The sequence below is a fragment of the Streptomyces sp. NBC_00094 genome, assembly GCF_026343125.1.
Taxonomy (GTDB): Bacteria; Actinomycetota; Actinomycetes; order Streptomycetales; family Streptomycetaceae; genus Streptomyces.
In genome coordinates, this window is the sequence record NZ_JAPEMB010000001.1 from 5,023,749 (window position 1) to 5,045,151 (window position 21,403).

General features: G+C 71.0%; 20 protein-coding genes. 15 read left to right on the forward strand and 5 right to left on the reverse strand.

The window, feature by feature from the left end:
- The first annotated feature begins 94 nt into the window (after positions 1-94).
- The 11 genes from OG580_RS22400 to OG580_RS22450 all read left to right on the forward strand — a co-directional run bounded on the left by OG580_RS22400 (position 95) and on the right by OG580_RS22450 (position 13,363).
- Positions 95-1,384: a DUF6716 putative glycosyltransferase gene (locus OG580_RS22400; protein ID WP_267045450.1), complete on the forward strand. Its 1,290-nt coding sequence runs from the start codon at positions 95-97 to the stop codon at positions 1,382-1,384.
- A complete protein-coding gene (locus OG580_RS22405; protein WP_267045451.1) occupies positions 1,384-2,679 on the forward strand; it encodes an acylneuraminate cytidylyltransferase in 1,296 nt (431 codons plus the stop codon). The genes OG580_RS22400 and OG580_RS22405 overlap by 1 nt, the downstream gene beginning before the upstream one ends.
- Before the next feature lie 11 nt (positions 2,680-2,690).
- Entirely contained in the window at positions 2,691-3,584 is an 894-nt protein-coding gene (locus OG580_RS22410; protein ID WP_267045452.1) for an N-acetylneuraminate synthase family protein, read from the forward strand.
- Entirely contained in the window at positions 3,581-4,633 is a 1,053-nt protein-coding gene (locus tag OG580_RS22415) for a hypothetical protein (protein WP_267045453.1), read from the forward strand. Before OG580_RS22410 ends, OG580_RS22415 begins: the two co-directional genes overlap by 4 nt.
- A gap of 116 nt (positions 4,634-4,749) precedes the next feature.
- On the forward strand, positions 4,750-5,970 hold the full coding sequence (locus tag OG580_RS22420) for an amidohydrolase (protein ID WP_267045454.1): 1,221 nt from the start codon (positions 4,750-4,752) through the stop codon (positions 5,968-5,970).
- A 355-nt stretch (positions 5,971-6,325) separates the two neighbouring features.
- Positions 6,326-7,375, forward strand: coding sequence for a BMP family protein (locus tag OG580_RS22425; protein WP_267045455.1), 1,050 nt, complete (start codon positions 6,326-6,328; stop codon positions 7,373-7,375).
- Between the two features lie 140 nt (positions 7,376-7,515).
- Positions 7,516-9,228 carry an ABC transporter ATP-binding protein gene (locus tag OG580_RS22430; protein WP_267045456.1) on the forward strand — a complete coding sequence of 571 codons (1,713 nt, stop codon included), beginning with the start codon at positions 7,516-7,518 and terminating at the stop codon, positions 9,226-9,228.
- Positions 9,225-10,343, forward strand: coding sequence for an ABC transporter permease (locus OG580_RS22435; protein WP_267045457.1), 1,119 nt, complete (start codon positions 9,225-9,227; stop codon positions 10,341-10,343). The genes OG580_RS22430 and OG580_RS22435 overlap by 4 nt, the downstream gene beginning before the upstream one ends.
- Entirely contained in the window at positions 10,340-11,602 is a 1,263-nt protein-coding gene (locus OG580_RS22440; protein WP_267045458.1) for an ABC transporter permease, read from the forward strand. Before OG580_RS22435 ends, OG580_RS22440 begins: the two co-directional genes overlap by 4 nt.
- The gene (locus OG580_RS22445; RefSeq protein WP_267045459.1) at positions 11,599-12,003 is read left to right on the forward strand and encodes a cytidine deaminase; all 405 of its coding nucleotides are present in this window, start codon (positions 11,599-11,601) and stop codon (positions 12,001-12,003) included. Before OG580_RS22440 ends, OG580_RS22445 begins: the two co-directional genes overlap by 4 nt.
- 82 nt (positions 12,004-12,085) lie before the next feature.
- On the forward strand, positions 12,086-13,363 hold the full coding sequence (locus OG580_RS22450; protein ID WP_267045460.1) for a thymidine phosphorylase: 1,278 nt from the start codon (positions 12,086-12,088) through the stop codon (positions 13,361-13,363).
- 33 nt (positions 13,364-13,396) lie between these two features.
- Here the strand turns inward: OG580_RS22450 and OG580_RS22455 are convergent, their stop codons facing one another.
- Complete coding sequence (locus OG580_RS22455) at positions 13,397-14,053, reverse strand: HAD family phosphatase (protein ID WP_267045461.1); 657 nt, start codon at positions 14,051-14,053, stop codon at positions 13,397-13,399.
- Positions 14,054-14,124: 71 nt separating this feature from the next.
- Between OG580_RS22455 and OG580_RS22460 the strand changes: the two genes are divergently transcribed.
- Positions 14,125-14,400 (forward strand): STAS domain-containing protein, encoded by a 276-nt coding sequence (locus OG580_RS22460; protein ID WP_267045462.1) that lies wholly within the window; start codon positions 14,125-14,127, stop codon positions 14,398-14,400.
- Here the strand turns inward: OG580_RS22460 and OG580_RS22465 are convergent.
- The 3 genes from OG580_RS22465 to OG580_RS22475 all read right to left on the reverse strand — a co-directional run bounded on the left by OG580_RS22465 (position 14,350) and on the right by OG580_RS22475 (position 17,470).
- Positions 14,350-15,360, reverse strand: a complete 1,011-nt coding sequence (locus OG580_RS22465; protein WP_267045463.1) for a sigma-70 family RNA polymerase sigma factor — start codon at positions 15,358-15,360, stop codon at positions 14,350-14,352. The genes OG580_RS22460 and OG580_RS22465 overlap by 51 nt on opposite strands.
- Positions 15,361-15,444: 84 nt before the next feature.
- Positions 15,445-16,152 (reverse strand): L,D-transpeptidase family protein, encoded by a 708-nt coding sequence (locus tag OG580_RS22470; protein WP_267045464.1) that lies wholly within the window; start codon positions 16,150-16,152, stop codon positions 15,445-15,447.
- 52 nt (positions 16,153-16,204) lie between these two features.
- Complete coding sequence (locus tag OG580_RS22475; RefSeq protein WP_267045465.1) at positions 16,205-17,470, reverse strand: MFS transporter; 1,266 nt, start codon at positions 17,468-17,470, stop codon at positions 16,205-16,207.
- Between the two features lie 62 nt (positions 17,471-17,532).
- On the opposite strand from OG580_RS22475, the gene OG580_RS22480 reads away from it, so the two are divergent.
- Positions 17,533-18,483: a LysR family transcriptional regulator gene (locus OG580_RS22480; protein ID WP_267045466.1), complete on the forward strand. Its 951-nt coding sequence runs from the start codon at positions 17,533-17,535 to the stop codon at positions 18,481-18,483.
- Between the two features lie 186 nt (positions 18,484-18,669).
- Entirely contained in the window at positions 18,670-19,140 is a 471-nt protein-coding gene (locus OG580_RS22485) for a hypothetical protein (RefSeq protein WP_267045467.1), read from the forward strand.
- Positions 19,141-19,227: 87 nt separating this feature from the next.
- On the opposite strand, the gene OG580_RS22490 is transcribed toward OG580_RS22485, so the two are convergent.
- Positions 19,228-20,004 (reverse strand): alpha/beta hydrolase, encoded by a 777-nt coding sequence (locus OG580_RS22490; protein WP_267045468.1) that lies wholly within the window; start codon positions 20,002-20,004, stop codon positions 19,228-19,230.
- Positions 20,005-20,171: 167 nt separating this feature from the next.
- Between OG580_RS22490 and OG580_RS22495 the strand changes: the two genes are divergently transcribed.
- A complete protein-coding gene (locus OG580_RS22495; RefSeq protein WP_267045469.1) occupies positions 20,172-21,389 on the forward strand; it encodes a transposase in 1,218 nt (405 codons plus the stop codon).
- Positions 21,390-21,403 lie beyond the last annotated feature (14 nt).

Sequence of the window (21,403 nt, forward strand, 5' to 3'; positions counted from 1 at the left end):
GATCGACCTGCTTCAGAAGTCGGAGAGACGCTGTTCACCCGTTGTTGTGGCCCAGTTGGCACGGAAAGCGGAATGCCCTTCTAGCGTCCTCGGCGTGCCAGCAAGTACCCATGAAGCAGTACGGGTAGCCGTACTCGCCGACTCCGACACCCGGTGGAAATGGGGCGCCCTCACCGCGCGCCGCATCACCACGGCGACAGCCGAACCCACCGGATTCGTCCTCCGCGGACGGGCCACTCCCACCGCGCGCCAGCTCGCCGAGACCGGGGTGTCCACGACCGCCCCGCGCGAGGTGACGGGCGCGGAGTTCCTGCGCGCGGTACGGGACGCGGAGGCGCGCGGCGAGGGATACGACGTCCTCGTCCTCGCGCTCGTCGGCGGCACCGTCCGGGCCGTCCTCCAGGGTCTCGCCGACCTCGCCCTGGACCGGCGCCCGGTGATCGTCACCGGATACGTCGGGGTGGTCTACGAGAAGCTCACCGACGGGCTCCTCCTGCGCCACGGCGCCGATGTGGTCCTCGCCAACTCCCGTCACGACGCCGAGCGTTTCCGCGCCGTCTACGAGGGCGTGGGCGCCGGTGCCGACTCGGTCGTCGAGGCCGCGCTGCCCTTCCTCGGCGGAGCCCCGTACGCCCCCGAGGCCGGCCGCGACACCCTCGTCTTCGCCGCCCAGCCGTCCGTGCCCGCCACCCGGGCCGAACGGAGCCACGTCCTGGACCGGCTGATCCGGCACGCCCGCCTCCACCCGGGCCGCGAGGTACTCCTCAAGCTCCGCTCCAAGCCGGGCGAACACACCACGCACCTGGAGGAGTTCCCGTTCCAGAAGCTGGTCCGGGAGCTCGACCCGCCGGCCAACTTCCGCCTCGTGTACGGGCACATGGGCGAGGTCCTCGACCGCACCGACCTCCTGGTCACCGTCTCCTCCACGGCCGCGCTCGAAGCCCTCCACCGCCGGATCCCCACCGCGATCCTCACCGACCTCGGGGTCCGCGAGGCGCTCGGCAACCACCACTTCGTCGGCTCCGGCCTGCTGGCCTCCTTCGAGGCGCTCGACAAGGGGCTCGTACCGACGCCGGACGAGACCTGGCTCGCCCGGCAGGGCGTGGCATCCGCCAGTCCGTACGAGGCGGCCTTCGACGCGGCCCGCGACCGGGTCGCCGCACTCCTGGCGCTCCCCGCGCCGCCCCCGATCACCCCCTACTACACAGCGGAGACGGCCCCCGGCTACCTGCCCGGGATCCTCGCCCGCCACCGCCTGGACGTCACCGCGCAGGAGCCCCGCGAGAGCGGCCTCCGCCGGATCGTCCGGGAGGCGGCGCGGGGCGCGTACCGGCACGGCGTGCAGCGCGTGGCCCCCGTCATCCGCCGGCTGGGAGAACTCTGATGACGTCCACCGCCACCGTGCTCGCCGTGATCCCCGCGAGGGGCGGCTCGAAGGGCGTCCCCGCCAAGAACCTCACCCCGGTCGCCGGTGTCCCGCTGGTGGCCCGCGCCGTCCGCGCCTGCCTCGGCGCCCGGCCCGTCACCCACGTCGTGGTCTCCACCGACGACTCCGCCATCGCGGCGGCGGCCCGTACGGCCGGAGCCGAGGCCGTGCGGCGCCCCGCCGAGATCGCGGGCGACACCGCCACCAGCGAGGCGGCCGTCCTGCACGCGATGGACGTCTTCGAGGCCACCCACGGCCGCCCGGCCGACGTCGTCCTCCTCGTCCAGTGCACGAGCCCCTTCCTCACCTCCGCCGAGGTCGCCGAGACCGTCGAGCGCGTCACCTCGGGCGCCGCCGACACGGCCTTCACGGCCGCCCCGTCCCACGGCTTCCTCTGGCGCGACACGGTCACGGACGGCGCCACCGGCGTCAACCACGACAAGGCGCACCGCCCCCGCCGCCAGGACCGCGAACCCGAGTACCTGGAGACCGGGGCCGTCTACGCCATGGACGCGGCAGGCTTCCGTACGCACGGACACCGCTTCTTCGGCCGTACGGCGCTCGTCGTCACCGACCCCGCCCGGGTCCTGGAGATCGACGACCCGCACGACCTCGCCCGCGCCAAGGCCCTCGCGCCCCTGCTCGACGAGCCCGCCACCCCGGGCTTCGCCGACGTCGACGCCGTCGTCCTCGACTTCGACGGCACCCAGACCGACGACCGGGTCCATCTCGACGCGGAGGGACGCGAGTTCGTCTCCGCGCACCGTGGCGACGGCCTCGGCATCGCCGCCCTGCGCCGCGCCGGACTCCCCGTCCTCATCCTCTCCACCGAGCAGAACGCCGTCGTCGCCGCCCGCGCCCGCAAGCTCAAGATCCCCGTCCTGCACGGCATCGACCGCAAGGACCGGGCCCTCAAGGAGTGGTGCGAGGCCGAGGGCATCGACCCGCAGCGCGTGCTCTACGCCGGAAACGACGTCAACGACCTGCCCTGCTTCCGCCTCGTCGGCTGGCCCGTCGCGGTGAGCAGCGCCCACGACTCCGTACGGGCCGCTGCCCGGGCGGTCACCGAAACACCCGGCGGCTTCGGAGCGATCCGCGAGATCGCCGCCTGGCTCCTCGGACCCGAGCTCGACACCCCCGCACTCGACACCCCCGCGCCGGACACGTCCGCACGCGACACGTCCGGGCTCGACACCCCCGCACCTCACACCCCCGCCATCGGCACCCCCGCACTCAGCACCCCCAACGCGTAAGGAAAAGCACCATGAGCACCCGTCTGCGCACCTTCGGCGAGAAGACCGCCGGCCCCGGCCGCCCCGTCTACATCACCGGCGAGATCGGCATCAACCACAACGGCGAGCTCGAGAACGCCCTCGCGCTCGTCGACGTCGCCGCCGAGGCCGGCTGCGACGCCGTCAAGTTCCAGAAGCGCACCCCGGAGATCTGCACCCCGCGCGACCAGTGGGACATCGAGCGAGACACCCCCTGGGGCCGGATGACGTACATCGACTACCGCCACCGCGTGGAGTTCGGCGAGGACGAGTACCGCGCCATCGACGAGCACTGCAGGAAGCGCGGCATCGACTGGTTCGCCTCCCCGTGGGACACCGAGGCCGTCGCCTTCCTGGAGAAGTTCGACGTCCCCGCCCACAAGGTCGCCTCGGCCTCCCTCACCGACGACGAACTGCTCCGCGCCCTGCGCGGCACCGGCCGTACGGTCATCCTCTCCACGGGCATGTCCACCCCGAAGCAGATCCGCCACGCGGTCGAGGTCCTCGGCTCGGACAACATCCTGCTCTGCCACGCCACCTCGACGTACCCGGCCAAGGCCGAGGAGCTCAACCTCCGCGTGATCAACACGCTGAAGGAGGAGTACCCGAACGTCCCGATCGGCTACTCCGGCCACGAGACCGGCCTGCAGACCACCCTCGCCGCCGTCGCCCTCGGCGCCACCTTCGTCGAGCGCCACATCACCCTCGACCGCGCCATGTGGGGCTCCGACCAGGCCGCCTCCGTCGAGCCGCAGGGCCTCCAGCGCCTGGTCCGCGACATCCGCACCATCGAGACCGCCCTCGGTGACGGCGTCAAGAAGGTCTACGAGTCGGAGCTCGGCCCGATGAAGAAGCTGCGCCGGGTCCAGGGGCTCGTCGCCGCATGACCGGGCAGCTGGCGTTCGTCGAGAGCCCGGTCCAGCTCCTCAACGTCCTGGAATGGGCGCACACGCAGGCGCCCGACCGGGCCCCCGGCGAGGCGCCCGCGCCCGCCCTCACGGTCGTCGTCCTCTCGCCGACCGACCCCATGTCGCGGGGCCAGCTGCGCCGGATGGCCCAGCTGGCCCGCGACGAGGGCCTCACCGTCCGCTGGCAGGAGGCCCGCGGCGGCCGGGGCGCGCTCGTCCGCACACTGCGGCAGCTCGCCCGGCCGCTGCGCTCGGCGGAGCGCGTCATCATCGGCGACCCGTTCTCCCGCTACGTACAGCTGCTCCTGACGCTCTTCTCGCCCCGGCACCTGACGGTGGTCGACGACGGCACCGCCACCATGGAGTTCGCCGCCCAGCTCGGCCGCGGCGAGCGCCTGGTGCGCTGGCACCGCAAGGGCAGCCTGGGCCCGCGCGAGCTGGTCCTCGCCCCGGTGACCTCGATGGCCCGGCGGCGCCTCGCCCCGGCCCGGGGCCGTACGGTCGAGGTCTTCACCTCCCTGCCCGTCGAGGCCCCGGCCGGCATCCGGGTCACGGAGAACTCCTACGCCTGGACCCGGACCCGCTTCGGCCCCCCGCTGCTCACCGGCGGCGCGGACCTGGTCGGCACCTCCCTCGTCGAGACGGGTGTGGTCGACGCCGGGCACTACGCCCGGGTCGTCGCCGAACTCGCCCGTACGTACGGGGCGACCCGCTACTTCGCGCACCGCAGGGAGAGCGCCGAGAAGCTGCACGCGATCGCCGTCGAGACCGGCCTCCAGGTGGTCAGGCCCGACCTGCCCCTGGAGCTGATCGCCCGCCGCGGCCCGATCGGCCGCACGGTCGTCAGCTTCCCTTCCACGGTCGTCCACACCCTGCCGCTGGCCCTCGCCGGTACGGGGGTGAAGGTCGCCGTCATCGAGGTCGCGCCCGAGTGGCTGCGGGCGACCGCCTCGCCGCGCGCCCAGGGCTTCCTGTCCGGAGTGGCGGGCACGGCGGCCCACGACGTGGCCCGGCTCGAATTCGGCTGAGCGTACCCACACAGAAGGGGCTTCATGCCTGGCAAACCGAGATTCTTTCCCCTAAGGGGCTGAACTTTTCGTGATCAACGGGCAGTTGATCTCCGAAGGGGCCTACCCTTCAAAAGGTGAACCAGTTGAAGTCCCGTGAGCCAGGCTCCGTCACCCTGCCCGGAACGCTGTCCGCACCCCTGCGCGCCGAACTGATCGCCTTCCGCAGGGACTTGCACATGCACCCCGAGCTGGGCAACCAGGAGTTCCGTACGACCGCCGCGCTCAAGGCCCGCCTGGAGGCGGCCGGCCTCGCGCCGAAGGTCCTGCCGGGCGGCACCGGACTGATCTGTGACATCGGCACCCCGGACCGCCGCCGGCCGATGCTGGCGATCCGCGCCGATCTCGACGCGCTGCCCATCCCCGACGTCAAGACCGTCGCCTACCGCTCCACCGTGGCCAACCGCGCGCACGCCTGCGGACACGATGTCCACACCACCACCGTCCTGGGCGCCGGACTCGTCCTCGCCGACCTCGACCGGCAGGGCCTGCTCCCGAGCGCGGTACGGCTCCTCTTCCAGCCCGCCGAGGAAGTGCTGCCCGGCGGCGCCGCCGACGCGATCGAGGCCGGCGTGCTCGACGGGGTCGGCCGGATCATCGCCGTCCACTGCGACCCCAAGGTGGACGCGGGCAGGATCGGGCTCCGTACCGGCCCCATCACCTCCGCCTGCGACCGGCTCGAAGTGACCCTCGACGGCCCCGGCGGCCACACCGCCCGCCCGCACCTCACCACCGACCTCGTCACCGCCGCCGCCCGGATCGCCACCGACGTCCCCGCCGTCCTGGCCCGGCGCGTCGACGCCCGCTCGGGCCTCTCGGTCACCTGGGGGCGCATCGAGGCCGGTCACGCCTGCAACGTCATCCCGCAGCACGCCGAGCTCTCCGGCACCGTCCGCTGCCTCGACCTGCCGACCTGGCGCGACGCGCCGGACCTGGTCCACGCGGCGATCGACGAGATCGCGACCCTGCACCGGGCGAAGTCGACCGTGAACTACGTCCGGGGCGTCCCCCCGGTCGTCAACGACCCGGTCGTCACCGAACTGCTCGCCGACGCCATGACCGCCCGCCGCGGACCGTATGCGATCGAGGACACCGAGCAGAGCCTCGGCGGCGAGGACTTCTCCTGGTACCTGGAGCACGTCCCCGGCGCCATGGCACGCCTCGGCGTCCGCACCCCTGGCGACACCCGCGTCCGCGACCTGCACGCCGGCGACTTCGACGTGGACGAGCGCTGTGTCGAGGCCGCGGTGGAGCTCTTCACGGCCGCGGCCCTGATCGACGCAGGCTCGCGCCCCTGACCGGCGCAGGCTCGCGCCCTGACCGACGCCGCTCGTGCTCCCGGCCGGCGCCGGCTCGCGCCCTGGCAGGCGGGGCTCGTGTCCCCCCTCCGCGGCCGGATGGATGGCGGGCCCCGTCATCCGTCCGGCCCACAGCCCGGAGTGTCGTCCGTCCGGCCTCTGTCGGGGACCCCGTCCGGGGCGGTATAACCGGCGGTACCGGGCCGAACGCCCCCGGTCGCTTCGGCTGGCCGGTTCGCGACGATCCGATAACGACTCATGAACGGGTCTTTAACTGACATCTACGCGCGTTACGATCGCCGCGAAACCAGCGCCGGAAGAGGCGCTTTCGGTCAGTCTTGAAGGGACCCTCCTCTTGCGCCGGATCACCAGGATCACGACCGTGGGCATCGCCTCCGCGGCGCTCGCGCTCTCGGCCACCGCCTGTGGCAAGTCTTCGAACGACTCGGGCTCCGGCTCGGACTCGGCGTCGAAGGCCGCCATCGCGTACGACATCGGCGGCCGTGGCGACCAGTCGTTCAACGACGCCGCCTACGCGGGCCTGAAGAAGGCCGAGGACGAGCTCGGCGTCAAGGGCTCCGAGGCCGAGCCGTCCGAGGGCGAGGGCGACGCCGACAAGGTGCAGCGCCTCACCGCGCTCGCGCGCGCCGGGAACAACCCGGTCATCGGCGTCGGCTTCGCCTACGCGCCGGCGATCGAGAAGGTCGCCAAGGCCTACCCGAAGATCACCTTCGGCCTCATCGACGACACGTCGAAGACCGGCCCGAACATCGCCAACCTCGTCTTCAACGAGGAGCAGGGCTCCTACCTGGCCGGCGTCGCCGCCGCCAAGGCGTCCAAGACCGGCACGGTCGGCTTCATCGGCGGTGTCGAGGTTCCGCTGATCAAGAAGTTCGAGGCGGGCTTCGCGCAGGGCGTCAAGGACACCAACCCCAAGGCGAAGGTGCTCGTCCAGTACCTGACCCAGCCGCCGAACTTCGACGGCTTCGCCAAGCCCGACCTCGGCAAGGCCGCCGCGCAGGGCCAGCTCGACAAGGGCGCCGACGTGATCTACGCCGCCGCCGGTCTCGCCGGCTCGGGCTCGATCGAGGCCGCCGCGACCGCGGGCAAGTGGGCCATCGGCGTCGACTCGGACCAGTACAACCAGGCGGGTCTGGCCTCGTACAAGGACCACATCCTGACCTCGGTCACGAAGGACGTCTCGGACTCCGTCTTCAACCTGATCAAGTCGGTCAAGGACGGCAAGCCGCAGACCGGTGAGATCCGCTACGGCCTCGCCACGGACGGTGTCGGCCTGGCCGACTCCAACCCGGCGTACCAGAAGATGACCGATGTCACCGCCGCCGTGGAGAAGGCGAAGAAGGACATCGTCGACGGCAAGATCACGGTCAAGACCGCTCCGTAAGGACAGCAGGTCACGATCTGAGCCCGAGGGCCCGACCCCAGTGGCACCCCCACTGGAGCCGGGCCTTCGGGGCCCTCTCGTGCGGGTTCCGATCCGATTCCCGTACGGGTTTTCATTTTCCGGCAGCGCTACGCGTGTAGATGTCTCTCTGGCACGATAACTTCGCCCCGCCCTGCCCTCCCGCTCCCACTCCTTCCGGCCAAGGAGAGTGCGTCATCAACGCGTCCAGCCCCCCTGCCGTAGAACTCCACGGCATCACCAAGCGCTTCCCCGGCGTCGTCGCCAACAAGGACATCGCCATCACGGTCCGCAAGGGCACCGTGCACGCCCTCATCGGCGAGAACGGTGCCGGCAAGTCGACCCTCATGAAGATCCTCTACGGCATGCAGAAGCCGGACGAGGGCACCATCGCCGTCGACGGCGAGCAGGTCACCTTCTCCAGCCCGGGTGACGCCATCGCGCGCGGCATCGGCATGGTGCACCAGCACTTCATGCTCGCCGACAACCTCACCGTCCTGGAGAACGTCGTCCTCGGCGGCGAGAAGCTCTACGGCATCGGCGCCAAGGCGCGGAAGAAGATCCAGGAGATCTCCGACGCGTACGGCCTCGGGGTCCGCCCGGACGCGCTGGTCGAGGACCTCGGGGTCGCCGACCGGCAGCGTGTGGAGATCCTCAAGGTCCTCTACCGCGGCGCCAGGATCCTCATCCTCGACGAGCCGACCGCCGTCCTCGTCCCGCAGGAGGTCGACGCGCTCTTCGACAACCTGCGCGAGCTCAAGTCCGAGGGCCTGACGGTCATCTTCATCTCGCACAAGCTGGGCGAGGTCCTGAAGGTCGCCGACGACATCACCGTCATCCGCCGGGGCACCACGGTCGGCACCGCCGACCCGAAGACCGCCACCACCAAGCAGCTCGCCGAGCTGATGGTCGGCAGCGAGCTGCCCTCGCCGGAGACCCGCGAGTCGACGGTCACCGACGTCCCGATGCTCCAGGTCGAGAACCTGACGCTGGTCGAGAGCGGCGTCGCCGCCGTCCCGCTGACCACCGCCGCCCCGGCGGACCCGTCCCTCTCGGAGACCGTCCACGAGGAGGCCGCGGCGGGCCGCAGGCTCCTCGACGACATCTCCCTCACGATCCACAAGGGCGAGATCCTCGGCATCGCCGGTGTCGAGGGCAACGGACAGACCGAGCTCATCGAGACCCTCATGGGCATGTCCACCCCCGACGCGGGTGTCATCACCCTCGACGGCCGGGACATCTCCAAGGTCTCGGTGCGCAAGCGCCGCGAGGGCGGCATCGGCTACATCCCCGAGGACCGGCACCGCCACGGCCTGCTCCTGGAGGCCCCCCTCTGGGAGAACCGCATCCTCGGCCACGTCACCGAGGCGCCCAACTCCAAGCGAGGCGTCCTCGACCCGAAGGCGGCCCGCAAGGACACCGAGCGGATCGTGCGCGAGTACGACGTCCGCACCCCCGGGATCGAGGTCACCGCGGCCTCCCTCTCCGGCGGCAACCAGCAGAAGCTGATCGTCGGCCGCGAGATGAGCCACGCCCCGAAGTTCCTGATCGCCGCCCACCCCACCCGCGGTGTGGACGTCGGCGCGCAGGCGCAGATCTGGGACGCGATCCGGGACGCCCGCCGCGAGGGCCTGGCGGTGCTGCTGATCTCCGCCGACCTCGACGAGCTGATCGGCCTCTCCGACACCCTCCGGGTGATGTACCGCGGCAAGCTCGTCGCGGACGCCGACCCCGCCACCATCACGCCCGAGGAGCTGGGCTCCGCCATGACCGGCGCGGCCAGCGGTCACCTCGAAGGCAACGAAGAGCAGCCCGAAGACGGTGACGCCCGATGATGAAGATCGACAAGGACAAGCTGATCCTGGGCGCGGCGGGACCGGTGCTCGCCCTGGTCTCCTCGTTCGTGCTCACCGTGCTGGTGCTGCTGGCGACGGGCCTCGACCCGATCGAGCCGATCCAGCTGATGATCGAGAACGCCGGGTTCGCCGACATCCAGGTCCTGATCGTCAACCAGACAGGGATCTACTACCTGGCAGCCCTGGCCGTGGCCATCGGTTTCCGGATGAACCTCTTCAACATCGGTGTCGACGGCCAGTACCGTCTCGCCGCGATGGTCTCGGCCCTCGTCGGCGCCTCGATCGAGCTGCCCGGCCCGCTGCACATCTTCGTGATCGTCGTCGTCGCGATGCTGACCGGTGCCTTCTGGGCCGGCATCGCCGGCATCCTGAAGACCACCCGCGGCGTCTCCGAGGTCGTCTCGACGATCATGCTGAACGCCATCGCGACCTCGCTGGTGGCGTATCTGATCCTGCCGAAGAACTTCGGCGTCCAGCCCGAGGGCTCGAACAACCTCACCACCGGTGAGATCTCCGAGTCCGGCTGGTTCCCCGGCATCGACATGGGCGAGGGCAACGGAGTCATCTACGGCTTCACGTTCGTCGCGCTCGCGCTCGGCGTCGTCTACTGGTTCGTCCTCAACCGCACCCGGTTCGGCTTCGACCTGCGCGCCACCGGCGCCAGCGAGTCCGCCGCCCAGGCCAGCGGCGTCGACGCCAAGCGGATGATCCTCACCTCGATGCTGCTCTCGGGCGCGCTGGCCGGCCTCGCCGGCATGCCGACGCTGCTCGGCGAGTCCCACACGTACAGCCTCGACTTCCCGGTCGGTGTCGGCTTCACCGCCATCACCATCGCCCTGCTGGGCCGGAACCACCCGGTCGGCATCTTCTTCGCGGCGCTGCTCTTCGCGTTCCTCGACAAGGCGTCCTCGTCGCTGGACACCGAGGGTTACCCGAAGGAGATCACCAAGATCATGCAGGGCATCATCGTGATCGCGGTGGTCGTCTCGTACGAACTCGTCCGCCGTTACGGCATCCGCCGTCAGCAGCAGAAGGTCGGCGAGGAACTCGCCGCCGGCGGCGCCATCAAGACCGACAAGGAGGTGGCGGCGTGACCACCAGCACCGTTTCCAAGCCGAGCGCCGCGCCCAAGGGCGGCGGACGCCACAAGCTCACCCTGCCGTGGATCATGCTGATCGTCGCGGCCGGTCTGGTTCTCTTCTCCCTGGTCCGGGTCGTCTCCGGGGCCAACGACCTCACCTCCGTCGGTCAGGTCTCCGGCGCGCTCCAGCTGGCCGTGCCGATCGGCCTCGCCGGTCTCGGCGGTCTGTGGGCCGAGCGCGCGGGCGTCGTCAACATCGGCCTCGAAGGCATGATGGTGCTCGGCACCTGGTTCGGCGCCTGGGCCGGCTACCAGTGGGGCCCCTGGGTGGGTGTCCTCTTCGGTCTGCTCGGCGGCGCGCTGGGCGGCCTGCTGCACGCGATCATCACCGTCACGTTCAACGTGAACCACATCGTCTCCGGTGTGGCGATCAACATCCTCGCGGTGGGCTTCACGCAGTACCTGTCGAACTTCACGTTCGCCGAGGCCGAGGGCGGCTCCTCCAAGCAGTCCCCGCGCATCGAACCGATCACCAAGATCACCATTCCAGGGTTGTCCGACTGGCTGGCGGACCTCCAGGGCAAACACTGGTTCCTGATCTCGGACATCGCCGGCATCCTCGGCGGTCTGGTCACCAACCTGTCGCTGCTGACCGTCGTCGCCGTCCTGCTGATCCCGGCCACCTGGTGGTTGCTCTGGCGCACGGCCTTCGGCCTGCGGCTCCGCTCCTGCGGTGAGAACCCGGTCGCGGCCGAGTCCCTCGGCGTGAACGTGTACAAGTACAAGTACATCGCCGTCACCACCTCGGGCGCCCTCGCCGGCCTCGGCGGCGCGTTCCTCGCGATCGTCGCCACCGGCATCTACCAGGAGGGCCAGACCGGCGGCCGTGGCTACATCGGTCTCGCCGCGATGATCTTCGGTAACTGGATGCCGGGCGGCATGGCGCTCGGCGCGGGTCTCTTCGGCTTCACCGACAGCCTCAAGCTGCGCGGCGGCGCCGAGAACGTCCACGCGCTGCTGCTGCTCGTCGCCGTGCTGCTGGTGCTCGCCGCGGCCTGGCAGCTGTACAAGAAGAAGTACGTGGTCGCCGGGGTCTCCGCCGGCTTCTCCGCCACCTTCTTCCTCTGGTACGCGCTGACCGACGAGGTCCCGAGCCAGTTCGTCGACGCCGCCCCGTACATCACGACCCTGCTGGTGCTCGCCCTGTCGGCGCAGCGCCTGCGCATGCCCAAGGCGGACGGCCTGCCGTACCAGAAGGGCCAGGGCAAGTGACGACGGCCCTTCCGGAGGCCGACTGGGAGGCCCTGCGGGTCACGGCCCGCGAGGCCATGGCCCGCGCGTACGCCCCGTACTCGGACTACCCGGTCGGCGCGGCGGCCCGCGTGGACGACGGACGGACGGTGTCCGGCTGCAACGTGGAGAACGCCTCCTTCGGCCTGGGCCTGTGCGCCGAGTGCGGACTCGTCTCGCAGCTCCAGGCGACCGGCGGCGGCCGCCTGACGCACTTCGTGTGCGTGGACGGCCGGGGCGAGTCCCTGGTCCCGTGCGGCCGGTGCCGGCAGCTCCTGTTCGAGTTCGGCGGCCCCGAACTCATCCTGGAGACGCCCGCCGGGTTCCTGACCCTGGCCGAGATGCTGCCGCAGGCATTCGGCCCGGACCACCTTCGCAAGTAACACCTCGGAGCGGCCCTTCCGGCACGATGGAAGGGTCGCTCTCCCTTTTCCCCTCTATGCGCGTAGAAAGAGGCACCACCTCATGGACGTCATCTCCGTCATCCGCACGAAGCGGGACAAGGGCGAGCTGAGCCCGGAGCAGATCGACTGGGTCATCGACGCGTACACCCGCGGTGTGGTCGCCGATGAGCAGATGTCCGCCCTGGCCATGGCGATCCTTCTGAACGGCATGAACCGCGCGGAGATCGCCCGCTGGACCGCCGCGATGATCGCCAGCGGCGAGCGCATGAACTTCGACGCGCTCTCCCGCCCGACCGCCGACAAGCACTCCACCGGCGGAGTCGGCGACAAGATCACCCTCCCGCTCGCCCCGCTCGTCGCCGCCTGCGGCGCGGCCGTGCCGCAGCTCTCCGGCCGCGGCCTCGGCCACACCGGAGGCACGCTCGACAAGCTGGAGTCGATCCCGGGCTGGCGCGCGCTGCTCTCCAACGAGGAGATGCTGCACGTCCTCGACACCACCGGCGCGGTGATCTGCGCGGCGGGCGACGGCCTCGCCCCGGCCGACAAGAAGCTGTACGCGCTCCGCGACGTCACGGGCACGGTCGAGGCGATCCCCCTGATCGCCTCCTCGATCATGTCGAAGAAGATCGCCGAAGGCACCGGCTCGCTCGTCCTGGACGTCAAGGTCGGCACCGGCGCCTTCATGAAGACCATCGAGGACGCCCGCGAGCTGGCCTCCACCATGGTCCAGCTCGGCACCGACAGCGGCGTGAAGACGGTCGCGCTCCTCACCGACATGTCGACCCCGCTCGGCCTGACCGCGGGCAACGCCCTGGAGGTCCGCGAGTCCGTCGAGGTCCTGGCGGGCGGCGGCCCGGCGGACGTCGTCGAGCTGACGATCGCGCTCGCCCGCGAGATGCTCGACGCGGCCGGCATCAAGGACGCCGACCCGGCGAAGGCCCTCGCCGACGGCTCGGCGATGGACGTCTGGCGCCGGATGATCTCCGCCCAGGGCGGCGACCCGGACGCCACCCTCCCGGTCGCCCGCGAGCAGCACGTCGTCACGGCCCCGTCCTCCGGCGTCCTGACCCGCCTCGACGCGTACGACATCGGCATCGCCGCCTGGCGCCTGGGCGCGGGCCGCGCCCGCAAGGAGGACCCGGTGCAGGCCGGCGCGGGCGTCGAGCTCCACGCGAAGCCGGGCGACACGGTGACGGCGGGCCAGCCCCTGCTGACCCTCCACACGGACACCCCGGAGAAGTTCGACTACGCCCTGAAGTCCCTGACCGGCTCCTGGGACATCGCGGCGGCGGGCACGTCGTTCACGGCGAACCCGATCGTGATGGACCGCATCGCCTGACACCGCGCGCGACGGGAGCCGGTGGGCGCACGACTACACCGGCTCCCCGAGCAGCTTCGGCAGCTCCCGCATGTCGTCGAAGACCACCGTCCGCGGGCCCATCAGGCGATCGGCCCGCGTCAGGCCGCCGCAGTAGCCGAAGGCGCGCATGCCGGCCGCGCGGGCGGCCTGGACGCCGTACGGGCTGTCCTCGACGACCGCGCAGCGCTCCGGGGGAACGCCCATCGTGGCCGCCGCGTGCAGGAAGAGGTCCGGGGCGGGCTTGCCGCGCGCGACGTCGCGGGCGCTGAACATCCGGCCCTCGAAGCGGTCGAGCAGCCCGGTCCTGCCCAGGTTCTTCCTGATACCGGCGTGACTGCTGTTGGAGGCGAGGCAGTACGGGAGCGGCAAGGTGTCCAGGACGTGCGTGATGCCCTCCACGGCCGTCAGCTCGGCGTCCAGCACGTCGTCGTACTGCTGCTTGAAGGGCGTCTGCCAGCCGGGCTCCAGCGGGTGGCCCCGGCGCTCCTCCACGATCGCCGTGAGCATCTCGTGGGAGGAACCGACGAAGTGCTCGACCACCTCCGCCTCGGTGAACTCCGCCCCGAGGGAGGCGAACACCTCCCGGTCCACGCGGCAGTAGAGCCGCTCGCTGTCCACCAGAACACCGTCACAGTCGAAGATCACCAGTTCGACAGGCTCGTGAGTCATGATCCACAGCGTAGAGGCACGTGCGGGGGCGTCGGCGATGAGTTCCGCGTCCCGGGACGGTCTCAAGGCATGTGGATACCAGTCAGCCGCTCGTCCTGACCCTGCCCGCCCGCCCCACCGGGGACGAGGTGGCGCTCCTCTGCGCCGAGCTCGGCGCCGCCCCGCCCGGTGACGTCGTCTGCGAGGTCGGCGCCCTCACGCACGCCGACCTCTCGGCCGTCGACGCCCTCGCCCGCCTCAAGCTCGCGGCCGGCCGCCGGGGCCACCGCATCCGCTTCCACGGAGCAGGGCCCGAGCTACGAGCCCTGCTCCTGCTGACCGGCCTGGACGGAACCCTGGGCGTCTAGCCGCGCCGGCAGGTCGAAGAGCGGGAACCAGCGCTCGGTGTCCAGGAAGAAGTCCATCCCGGCGACCTTCCCGTCCCGCAGCTCCAGGACGATCAGCGCCCACGGGGCGAAGCCGCCCGCCGGGTCCGGGTGGTACTGCGCGAACGCCGGGGAGCCGTTCGCCACGGTCGGCACCAGCTTCGAGCCGGAGCAGACCTCGCCGACGCCCAGCATCCAGCCCACGATGTCGTCGTGACCCTGGAGCCAGAGGTCGTACGGCGGCATGGACATGGTCGCGTCCTCGTGGAGGAGCGCGGTCAGCGCCTTCATGTCGTAGCCCTCGAAGGCGGCGACGTACCGCTCCAGGAGCGCCTTCTGCTCCTCGTCCAGCGGGTTCGCCGGGTCGGAGGTGGCGGGCGCCTGCTCGGCCAGGGTCGCGCGGGCCCGCTGCAGGGCGCTGTTGACCGAGGCGACGGAGGTGTCGAGGAGCTCCGCGACCTCGCTCGCCTTCCAGGCGAGCACCTCGCGGAGGATGAGCACGGCCCGCTGCTTCGGCGGCAGGTGCTGGAGCGCGGCCACGAAGGCGAGCCGCACGGTCTCCCGGTGCACGGCGGTCTCCGCCGGGTCCGCGACGGAGGGCATCACCCGTCCGTCCGGGACCGGCTCCAGCCAGGTGATCTCCGGCTGCTTGACGAGCTGCGCCTGGGCGACCGGCGTCGGGGAGGTCAGGTCCATCGGCCGCGCCCTCTTGTTGCCCGCGTTCAGCGCGTCCAGGCACACGTTGGTCGCGATCCGGTAGAGCCAGGACCGCAGCGAGGAGCGGCCCTCGAAGGTATCGATGGCCTTCCAGGCCCGCACCATCGTGTCCTGTACCGCGTCCTCCGCCTCGAAGGAGGATCCGAGCATCCGGTAGCAGTAACCGGTCAGCTCCCTGCGGTACTTGTCGAGTTCGTCGGTCGTCGCCGTAGCGGCGTCACTCATCGGGTCCACACCCCACTCACCCCTCACCGGCACCCGTTCGGTGCCGGTGAGAGGGAAGCTACCGCAGCCGACTGACAGCCGGGGTCAGGTTCCCGGCTTGCGCCCGTAGACGAACACGTCGTCGCCGTTCCTGAGCAGGTTCCAGTACGCCTTGGCGTCGGCCGGGCGCATGTTGACGCAGCCGCCCGAACCCGGCGGGTTCCACATGGACTTGGTGGTCGAGTGGAAGGCCTGGCCGCCGTCGAAGAACTGCGAGTACGGCATCGAGACGTGGTAGATCGTCGACCAGTGGTTGATGTTCCGCCAGTAGATCTTCTTGGAGCCGGTACGGGTCTCCGTGCCGTCCTTGCCCGTACGCACCGGCACCGGGCCGTACTTGAGGCGCGATCCGTCCTGGATCCAGGTCAGCTGCCGCGTCAGGTCGACGCAGGCGATCCGGCCCCGGTTGGTCGGGCAGGCGCCCGAGCGGTTGGGGGTGGTGCCCGCGGCCTTCTGCTGGAGCATCGTGTTCATCGTGCGCCAGGTGATCGTCCCCGCGTACCCCATCGTCGGGGTGATGCCGTGCTTGCGCTGGAAGGCCTGGATGGCCTGACAGTCGCCGAGCGACTGGCGGCCGTCGACCGTCCTGCCGAGGAACTTCTCCACCTGCTTCTGGTACGGCCCCGTCGTCACGTTGCAGGACGCCGCATGCGCCGGGGCCGCACCGAGCGCGACCGTCATCGGCACCACCAGTGCCGTGAGACCGGTCGCGATTCCCGCTCTCTTCCCTATGCGGCTCGCGATTCTCTTCATGATCCTCAACTCCCCCTAGAGTCCTGTTGGTTAGGACGTCCGGGGGAGCGAGTCAGTTGCAGGCCGCGGAGAGCCGGGGCCGCCGCGCCGCGACCCGGGCGCTGTGGGTCCCGTACAGCGTCACCGAGACGACGCCGAGGACCGCGACCAGGCCGATCAGCACCGTGCCCGCCCAGCCGCCCGCGTGGAAGGCGATCGCGCCGAGCGTGCCACCGATGCTGCTGCCGAGGTAGTACGCGGACTGGTAGAGCGCCGAGGCCTGCGCGCGGCCCGTCTTCGCCGTACGGCTCACCGAGGAGGAGGCGACCGCGTGGCCCGCGAAGAAACCGGCCGTGATGAGGACGAGCCCCGCCAGGACCGAGGCGAGCGAGTCGGCGAGCGACAGCAGCAGCCCCGCCGTGGTGGTGGAGACCGCCAGGTAGAGCGCCCCGCGCCGGCCGAGCCGGCCGACGAGCCGGCCGGCGGCGGCCGAGGAGACCGTGCCGACCAGGTAGACCAGGAAGATCGAGCCGATCACGCCCTGCGGGAGCGAGAACGGAGCCTCGACCAGGCGGTAGCCGATCGCGGTGTACACCGCGCCGAAGACCGTCATGAACAGCGCGCCGATCACGTACAGCCGGACGAGCAGCGGGTCGGACAGATGCGTCCGTACGGAGCTCACCAGCGCCTTCGGGTCGAGCGTGCCCGGAGTGAAGTGCCGCGCCTTCGGCAGCAGCGCCCGGAAGGCGATCACGCAGAGCAGCGAGGTCAGGCCGACGGCGGCCAGACCCGCACGCCAGCCCCACATCTGGGCGACCCAGCCGGTCACGATCCGGCCGCTCATGCCGCCGATCGAGTTGCCCGCCACGAACAGGCCGATCGCCGCGATCAGCGCCTTGGGCCGGACCTCCTCGGCGAGGTACGCCATCGCGGAGGCCGGGAGCCCGGCGAGCGCGGCGCCCTGGATCGCGCGGAGGACGATCAGGGAATCCAGGTCGGGGGCGAACGGCACCAGGAGGGAGACGCCGACGGCGACCGAGAGGGAGGCGGTCATCATCGCGCGCCGGCCGAAACGCTCCGAGAGGGCGCTCAGCGGCAGGACACACAGGGCGAGGGCGCCGGTCGCGGCGGAGACCGTCCAGGAGGCGGCGGAGGCGGTGGCGCCGAACTCGGCCGAGATGGCCGGGAGGAGGGCCTGCGTGGAGTAGAGGAGGGCGAAGGCGGCCAGTCCGGCGGCGAAGAGCGCGAGGCTCGTGCGGCGGTAGCCGGGGGCTCCGGGGGAGAGGCGGGTGTCGGCGGACGCGTGGGTGGCGGCCGCCTTGGTACTGGCGGGAGGCATGTCACGAACGTAGGACGATCCGTTTCATGCGTCCAATGCACGGAACTGCTGTAATCGTTCCCATGGCGCATGAGTACAGGTCACAGCCTCGGCTGTCACCGAACAGTAACGAAGAAGACATGGGACTGCTGCTCGCCCCACGGCTCGCGTACTTCGCCGCCGTCGCCCGGCACGAGCACGTGACCCGGGCCGCGGCCGAGATGGGCGTCCCGCAGTCCACGCTCTCCCGGGCGATGGTCCGGCTCGAACAGGACCTCGGCGTCGCCCTCTTCGCCCGCCGCGGCCGCACCGTCTCGCTCACCCCGGCCGGCCGCCGCTTCCTCACCGCCGCCGACAAGGCGCTCGCCGAGGTGGAGCGCGCCGCCGACACCGTACGGGCCGACGCCGACCCCACCGCCGGCCGCGTCGCCTTCGGCTTCCTCCACACCATGGGCTCCGAGACCGTCCCCGGCCTCATCCGGGCCTTCCGCGTCGACCACCCGCGCGTCCGCTTCACCCTCGTCCAGAACTACGGCGAGGCCATGATCGAGCGGCTCAGGGCCGGCGACCTCGACCTCTGCCTGACCTCCCCGGTGCCGGACGCCCCCGACCTGGTGGCCCGGCGCCTCGACGAACAGCGGCTGCGGCTCGTCGTCCCGGACGACCACCGGCTCGCGGGCCGCCGGAGGGTCCGCCTCGCCGAGGCCGCCGACGAGACCTTCGTGACCCTGGAACCGGGGTACGGGCTCCGCCGCATCACCGACGACCTGTGCGCCGAGGCCGGCTTCACGCCCCGCGTCGCCTTCGAGGGCGAGGAGGCCGAGACCCTGCGCGGCCTGGTCGCCGCGGGCCTCGGCGTCGCCCTGCTGCCGCCGCCCGCGGTCCCGCGCCCCGGCGTCGTCGAACTCACCGTCACCGCCCCGCGCGCGGCCCGCGAGATCGGCGTCGCCTGGCTCGACGGCCACCCGGACACGGCCCCGGTGGCCGCCTTCAAGAAGTTCCTCCTGAGCCGCCGCGGCCATCTCCTGCCCTAGGTTCCGTCCGGCGGATCACGCCCATCACCCCACTCGTCCCGGATTCCGTCCCGGGACGTCCCACGAGCCTCCGGTGCGGAATCCGGCGCGGTTCGGGCCGCAGGATGTCCCCCTGAGGCCGCCCTCGGGCATGGTCCGAGCGATCTCCGAGGCAACGGCTCCTCATCACAGACACGGGGGTAGCAAGTGAAGAAGAACCGAATAGTCCAGGCGATGGTGGCCGCGGTGGCGATCCCGGCCCTGGCGCTGATGACGGCAAGCCCGGCAGCCGCCGATGGCAGGGTGCAGTGGAAGCACGCCCAGAGCGGATACTGCCTGAACGCCGTTCAGGGGGTCAGCGCCGTCCACACCTTCTGGAACTGCAATGCCGCCAACGGCGTGTGGTGGACCGAGATCCAGAACAGTGACGGCAGCTGGAACATGGTCGACCAGTGGGGTCGCTGCCTGACCGCGTACTGGCAGGACCAGGTGTACGTGGAGAACTGCTCGTCCGGTCGCGACCAGACCAACTGGTACCAGCGCTGGTGGGAGGACAGCACCAGCACCGGCTGGAAGCTCACCAACCGCATGACCGGTCGCGTCCTCGACAGCAACGGCAAGGGCGGCGACGTCTACACCCTCGGGAACAACGACAGCATCTACCAGCGCTGGCACTAGGACCGGCCCGGCCGCCGCGACCCAGCCATGATCAGGCCGGGTCGCGGCGCCTGGCACCGCTCCCTGAACCGGCCTGAGGGACACCCCCTAGGAACGCCGGTACGAGTCCCCGAACCCCGCCGCCAGCGGCATCCGCAGCCCCAGCGGCGGGGGAGCCGCCAGCGCGTCCGCCACCGGGCGGGCGACCGGCCGGGCGAAGAGCGCGCCGAGGACGAAGTCCGCGGTGAGGGCCTGGACCTCGGCCGCGTACTGGCGCAGCGCGTGACCGTCCGAGTGGACCTCGAAGCGGCAGGTGTCCCGGTTGGCCTTCTTCGCGCGCGCCGCGAACCGGAACGACAACTCCGGGTCCGTACGGGCGTCGTTGGTGCCGTGCGCGATCAGCACCCGGCGCCCCACCAGCTGCCGTACCGGCTCCGGCTCCGCCGCCACGTCGTCCTCCGGCAGCCACGGGGCCAGCGCGACGACCGTGCCGACCGCCTCGTGCCCGGCCGCCCGCAGCGCCGCCCGCGCCCCCATCCCGTGCCCGACGAGGCAGAGCGGGACGTCGCCGTACCGCCGTACCGCCTCCGCGACCGCCCAGGAGGCGTCCGCCGCGAGCTCCGCGTCCGCGCCGTTCCAGCCGCGCCCCCGGTAGCGCACCACATGGGCGGCGAGCCCCTCGGCCCGGCCGGCTCTCACGAGCGCGCGCCCCAGCGGGAGCAGGGCCGCGTGCGCGCGCGCCGAGGCACGCCGTGCGGACATCGGCTCGCCGTCCGGGAGCAGCAGCACCACACCGCCCACCGCCGACGACCGGGAACCTCCAACAGGGCGGCCGAGCCGGGGTCTCCGGGTCTCGGACGGCCCCACGAGTGCGTAGTGCGCCATGGTGGAACAGTCTCAGAAGCCGAGGTGTACGCCACCCATACGTGCGGTCAAATCGTTGTGAAGGATGCCTGGGTTCGCGGGAGGCGGTTCCCGCGAACGTTCACTCGTTGGTGGGAACGTCAAGACTTCGATCGCAGCATCGGAGGCCGCAAGCCACGTTCGACGGCATGGCGACGACAGTCACCGCTGAAACCGGACTTGCCCGGTGGACGTTTCGGTTACGTGTGTCGTCAACCGCGTTTGCTGCGTTGTCGGTTGAGTGGGACCGGTGTCGGTGGGTGTGGAACGAGTGCGTGGCCAAGTCCAAGACGGTGCACTTGCGCAACCTGGCCACCGGGGAGAAGCAGGAGTGCGGACCTGCACAGCTTGATCGATTACTGACTCAGGCCCGAGCAGGCACGCCGTGGTTGCGTGAGGGGTCGTCGATTCTGCAGCAGCAGATGATTCGGGACTTCGGTAAGTCCCGCGCGAAGGCACAGAAGGACATCAAGGCCCGGTTGCCCGTTGCGCGCAGGGCCGGGATGCCGAAGTACAAGAAGAAGCGCGAGGCACGCCCGAGTCTGAACTACACACGACGCGGCTTCCGGTTGAAGGACGGATGCCTCCATCTGGCCGGTGGCATCGTGCTGGCGGTGGTGTGGTCGCGCGAGCTTCCGGCCGCCCCGTCCAGTGTCCGCGTCTACCGGGACAGTCTCGGGCACTGGTACGCCAGTTTCGTCGTCCAAGCCTCGGTGGAGGCCTTGCCGGAGACCGGCCGGGTGATCGGCATCGACTGGGGTGTGAGGGAAACGGCGACCACCACTGTCGACGCTTACGACCTGCCCCATCCCGAGCACGGGCGGAATGCCGCGCAGCGGCTGGCCCGGTATCAGCGGATGATGGCCCGCCGCAGGCCGACCCAGGGGCAGGCCGAATCGAAGGGCTACCGGCAGGCCAGACACAAGGCCGCGAAGGCGCACAAGAAGGTGGCCCGGCAGCGGCAGGACACTGCCCGTAAGTGGGCCAAGAAGGTCGTCCGCGATCACGACGCGATTGCTGTGGAGGACTTCCGGCCGAAGTTCCTCGCCAAGACGACCATGGCCAGGAAGGCTGCCGACGCCGCCATCGGCGCCACCAAGCAGGCCCTGATCGAGATGGGCCGAAAGCACGGCAGGGCCGTGCATCTGGTCCACCCCGCGCACACCACGATGGACTGCGCGCAGTGCGGAGCGAGAGCCAAGCACGCACTGCCGTTGGGAATGCGCGTCTACACCTGCACCGCATGCGGAGCCTCGTCCCCGAGGGACAAGAACTCCGCACGCGTGATGCTCGTCCGGGCAGGTTTGAACCCGGCTGGTACTGAGGGCGTATGTCTTGTCGGGACGCTGTCCAGTCGAGCAGTCTGAGCCAGAAATCCCCA

What these genes read in the sequence shown, in the direction of transcription:
- OG580_RS22405 (WP_267045451.1), top strand. Translation starts at nt 1,384, where the DNA reads ATGACGTCCACCGCCACCGTGCTCGCCGTGATCCCCGCGAGGGGCGGC.
- OG580_RS22410 (WP_267045452.1), top strand. Translation starts at nt 2,691, where the DNA reads ATGAGCACCCGTCTGCGCACCTTCGGCGAGAAGACCGCCGGCCCCGGC.
- OG580_RS22415 (WP_267045453.1), top strand. Translation starts at nt 3,581, where the DNA reads ATGACCGGGCAGCTGGCGTTCGTCGAGAGCCCGGTCCAGCTCCTCAAC.
- OG580_RS22430 (WP_267045456.1), top strand. Translation starts at nt 7,516, where the DNA reads ATGTCTCTCTGGCACGATAACTTCGCCCCGCCCTGCCCTCCCGCTCCC.
- OG580_RS22435 (WP_267045457.1), top strand. Translation starts at nt 9,225, where the DNA reads ATGATGAAGATCGACAAGGACAAGCTGATCCTGGGCGCGGCGGGACCG.
- OG580_RS22450 (WP_267045460.1), top strand. Translation starts at nt 12,086, where the DNA reads ATGGACGTCATCTCCGTCATCCGCACGAAGCGGGACAAGGGCGAGCTG.
- OG580_RS22455 (WP_267045461.1), bottom strand. Translation starts at nt 14,053, where the DNA reads ATGACTCACGAGCCTGTCGAACTGGTGATCTTCGACTGTGACGGTGTT.
- OG580_RS22465 (WP_267045463.1), bottom strand. Translation starts at nt 15,360, where the DNA reads ATGAGTGACGCCGCTACGGCGACGACCGACGAACTCGACAAGTACCGC.
- OG580_RS22470 (WP_267045464.1), bottom strand. Translation starts at nt 16,152, where the DNA reads ATGAAGAGAATCGCGAGCCGCATAGGGAAGAGAGCGGGAATCGCGACC.
- OG580_RS22475 (WP_267045465.1), bottom strand. Translation starts at nt 17,470, where the DNA reads ATGCCTCCCGCCAGTACCAAGGCGGCCGCCACCCACGCGTCCGCCGAC.
- OG580_RS22480 (WP_267045466.1), top strand. Translation starts at nt 17,533, where the DNA reads ATGGCGCATGAGTACAGGTCACAGCCTCGGCTGTCACCGAACAGTAAC.
- OG580_RS22490 (WP_267045468.1), bottom strand. Translation starts at nt 20,004, where the DNA reads ATGGCGCACTACGCACTCGTGGGGCCGTCCGAGACCCGGAGACCCCGG.
- OG580_RS22495 (WP_267045469.1), top strand. Translation starts at nt 20,172, where the DNA reads ATGGCGACGACAGTCACCGCTGAAACCGGACTTGCCCGGTGGACGTTT.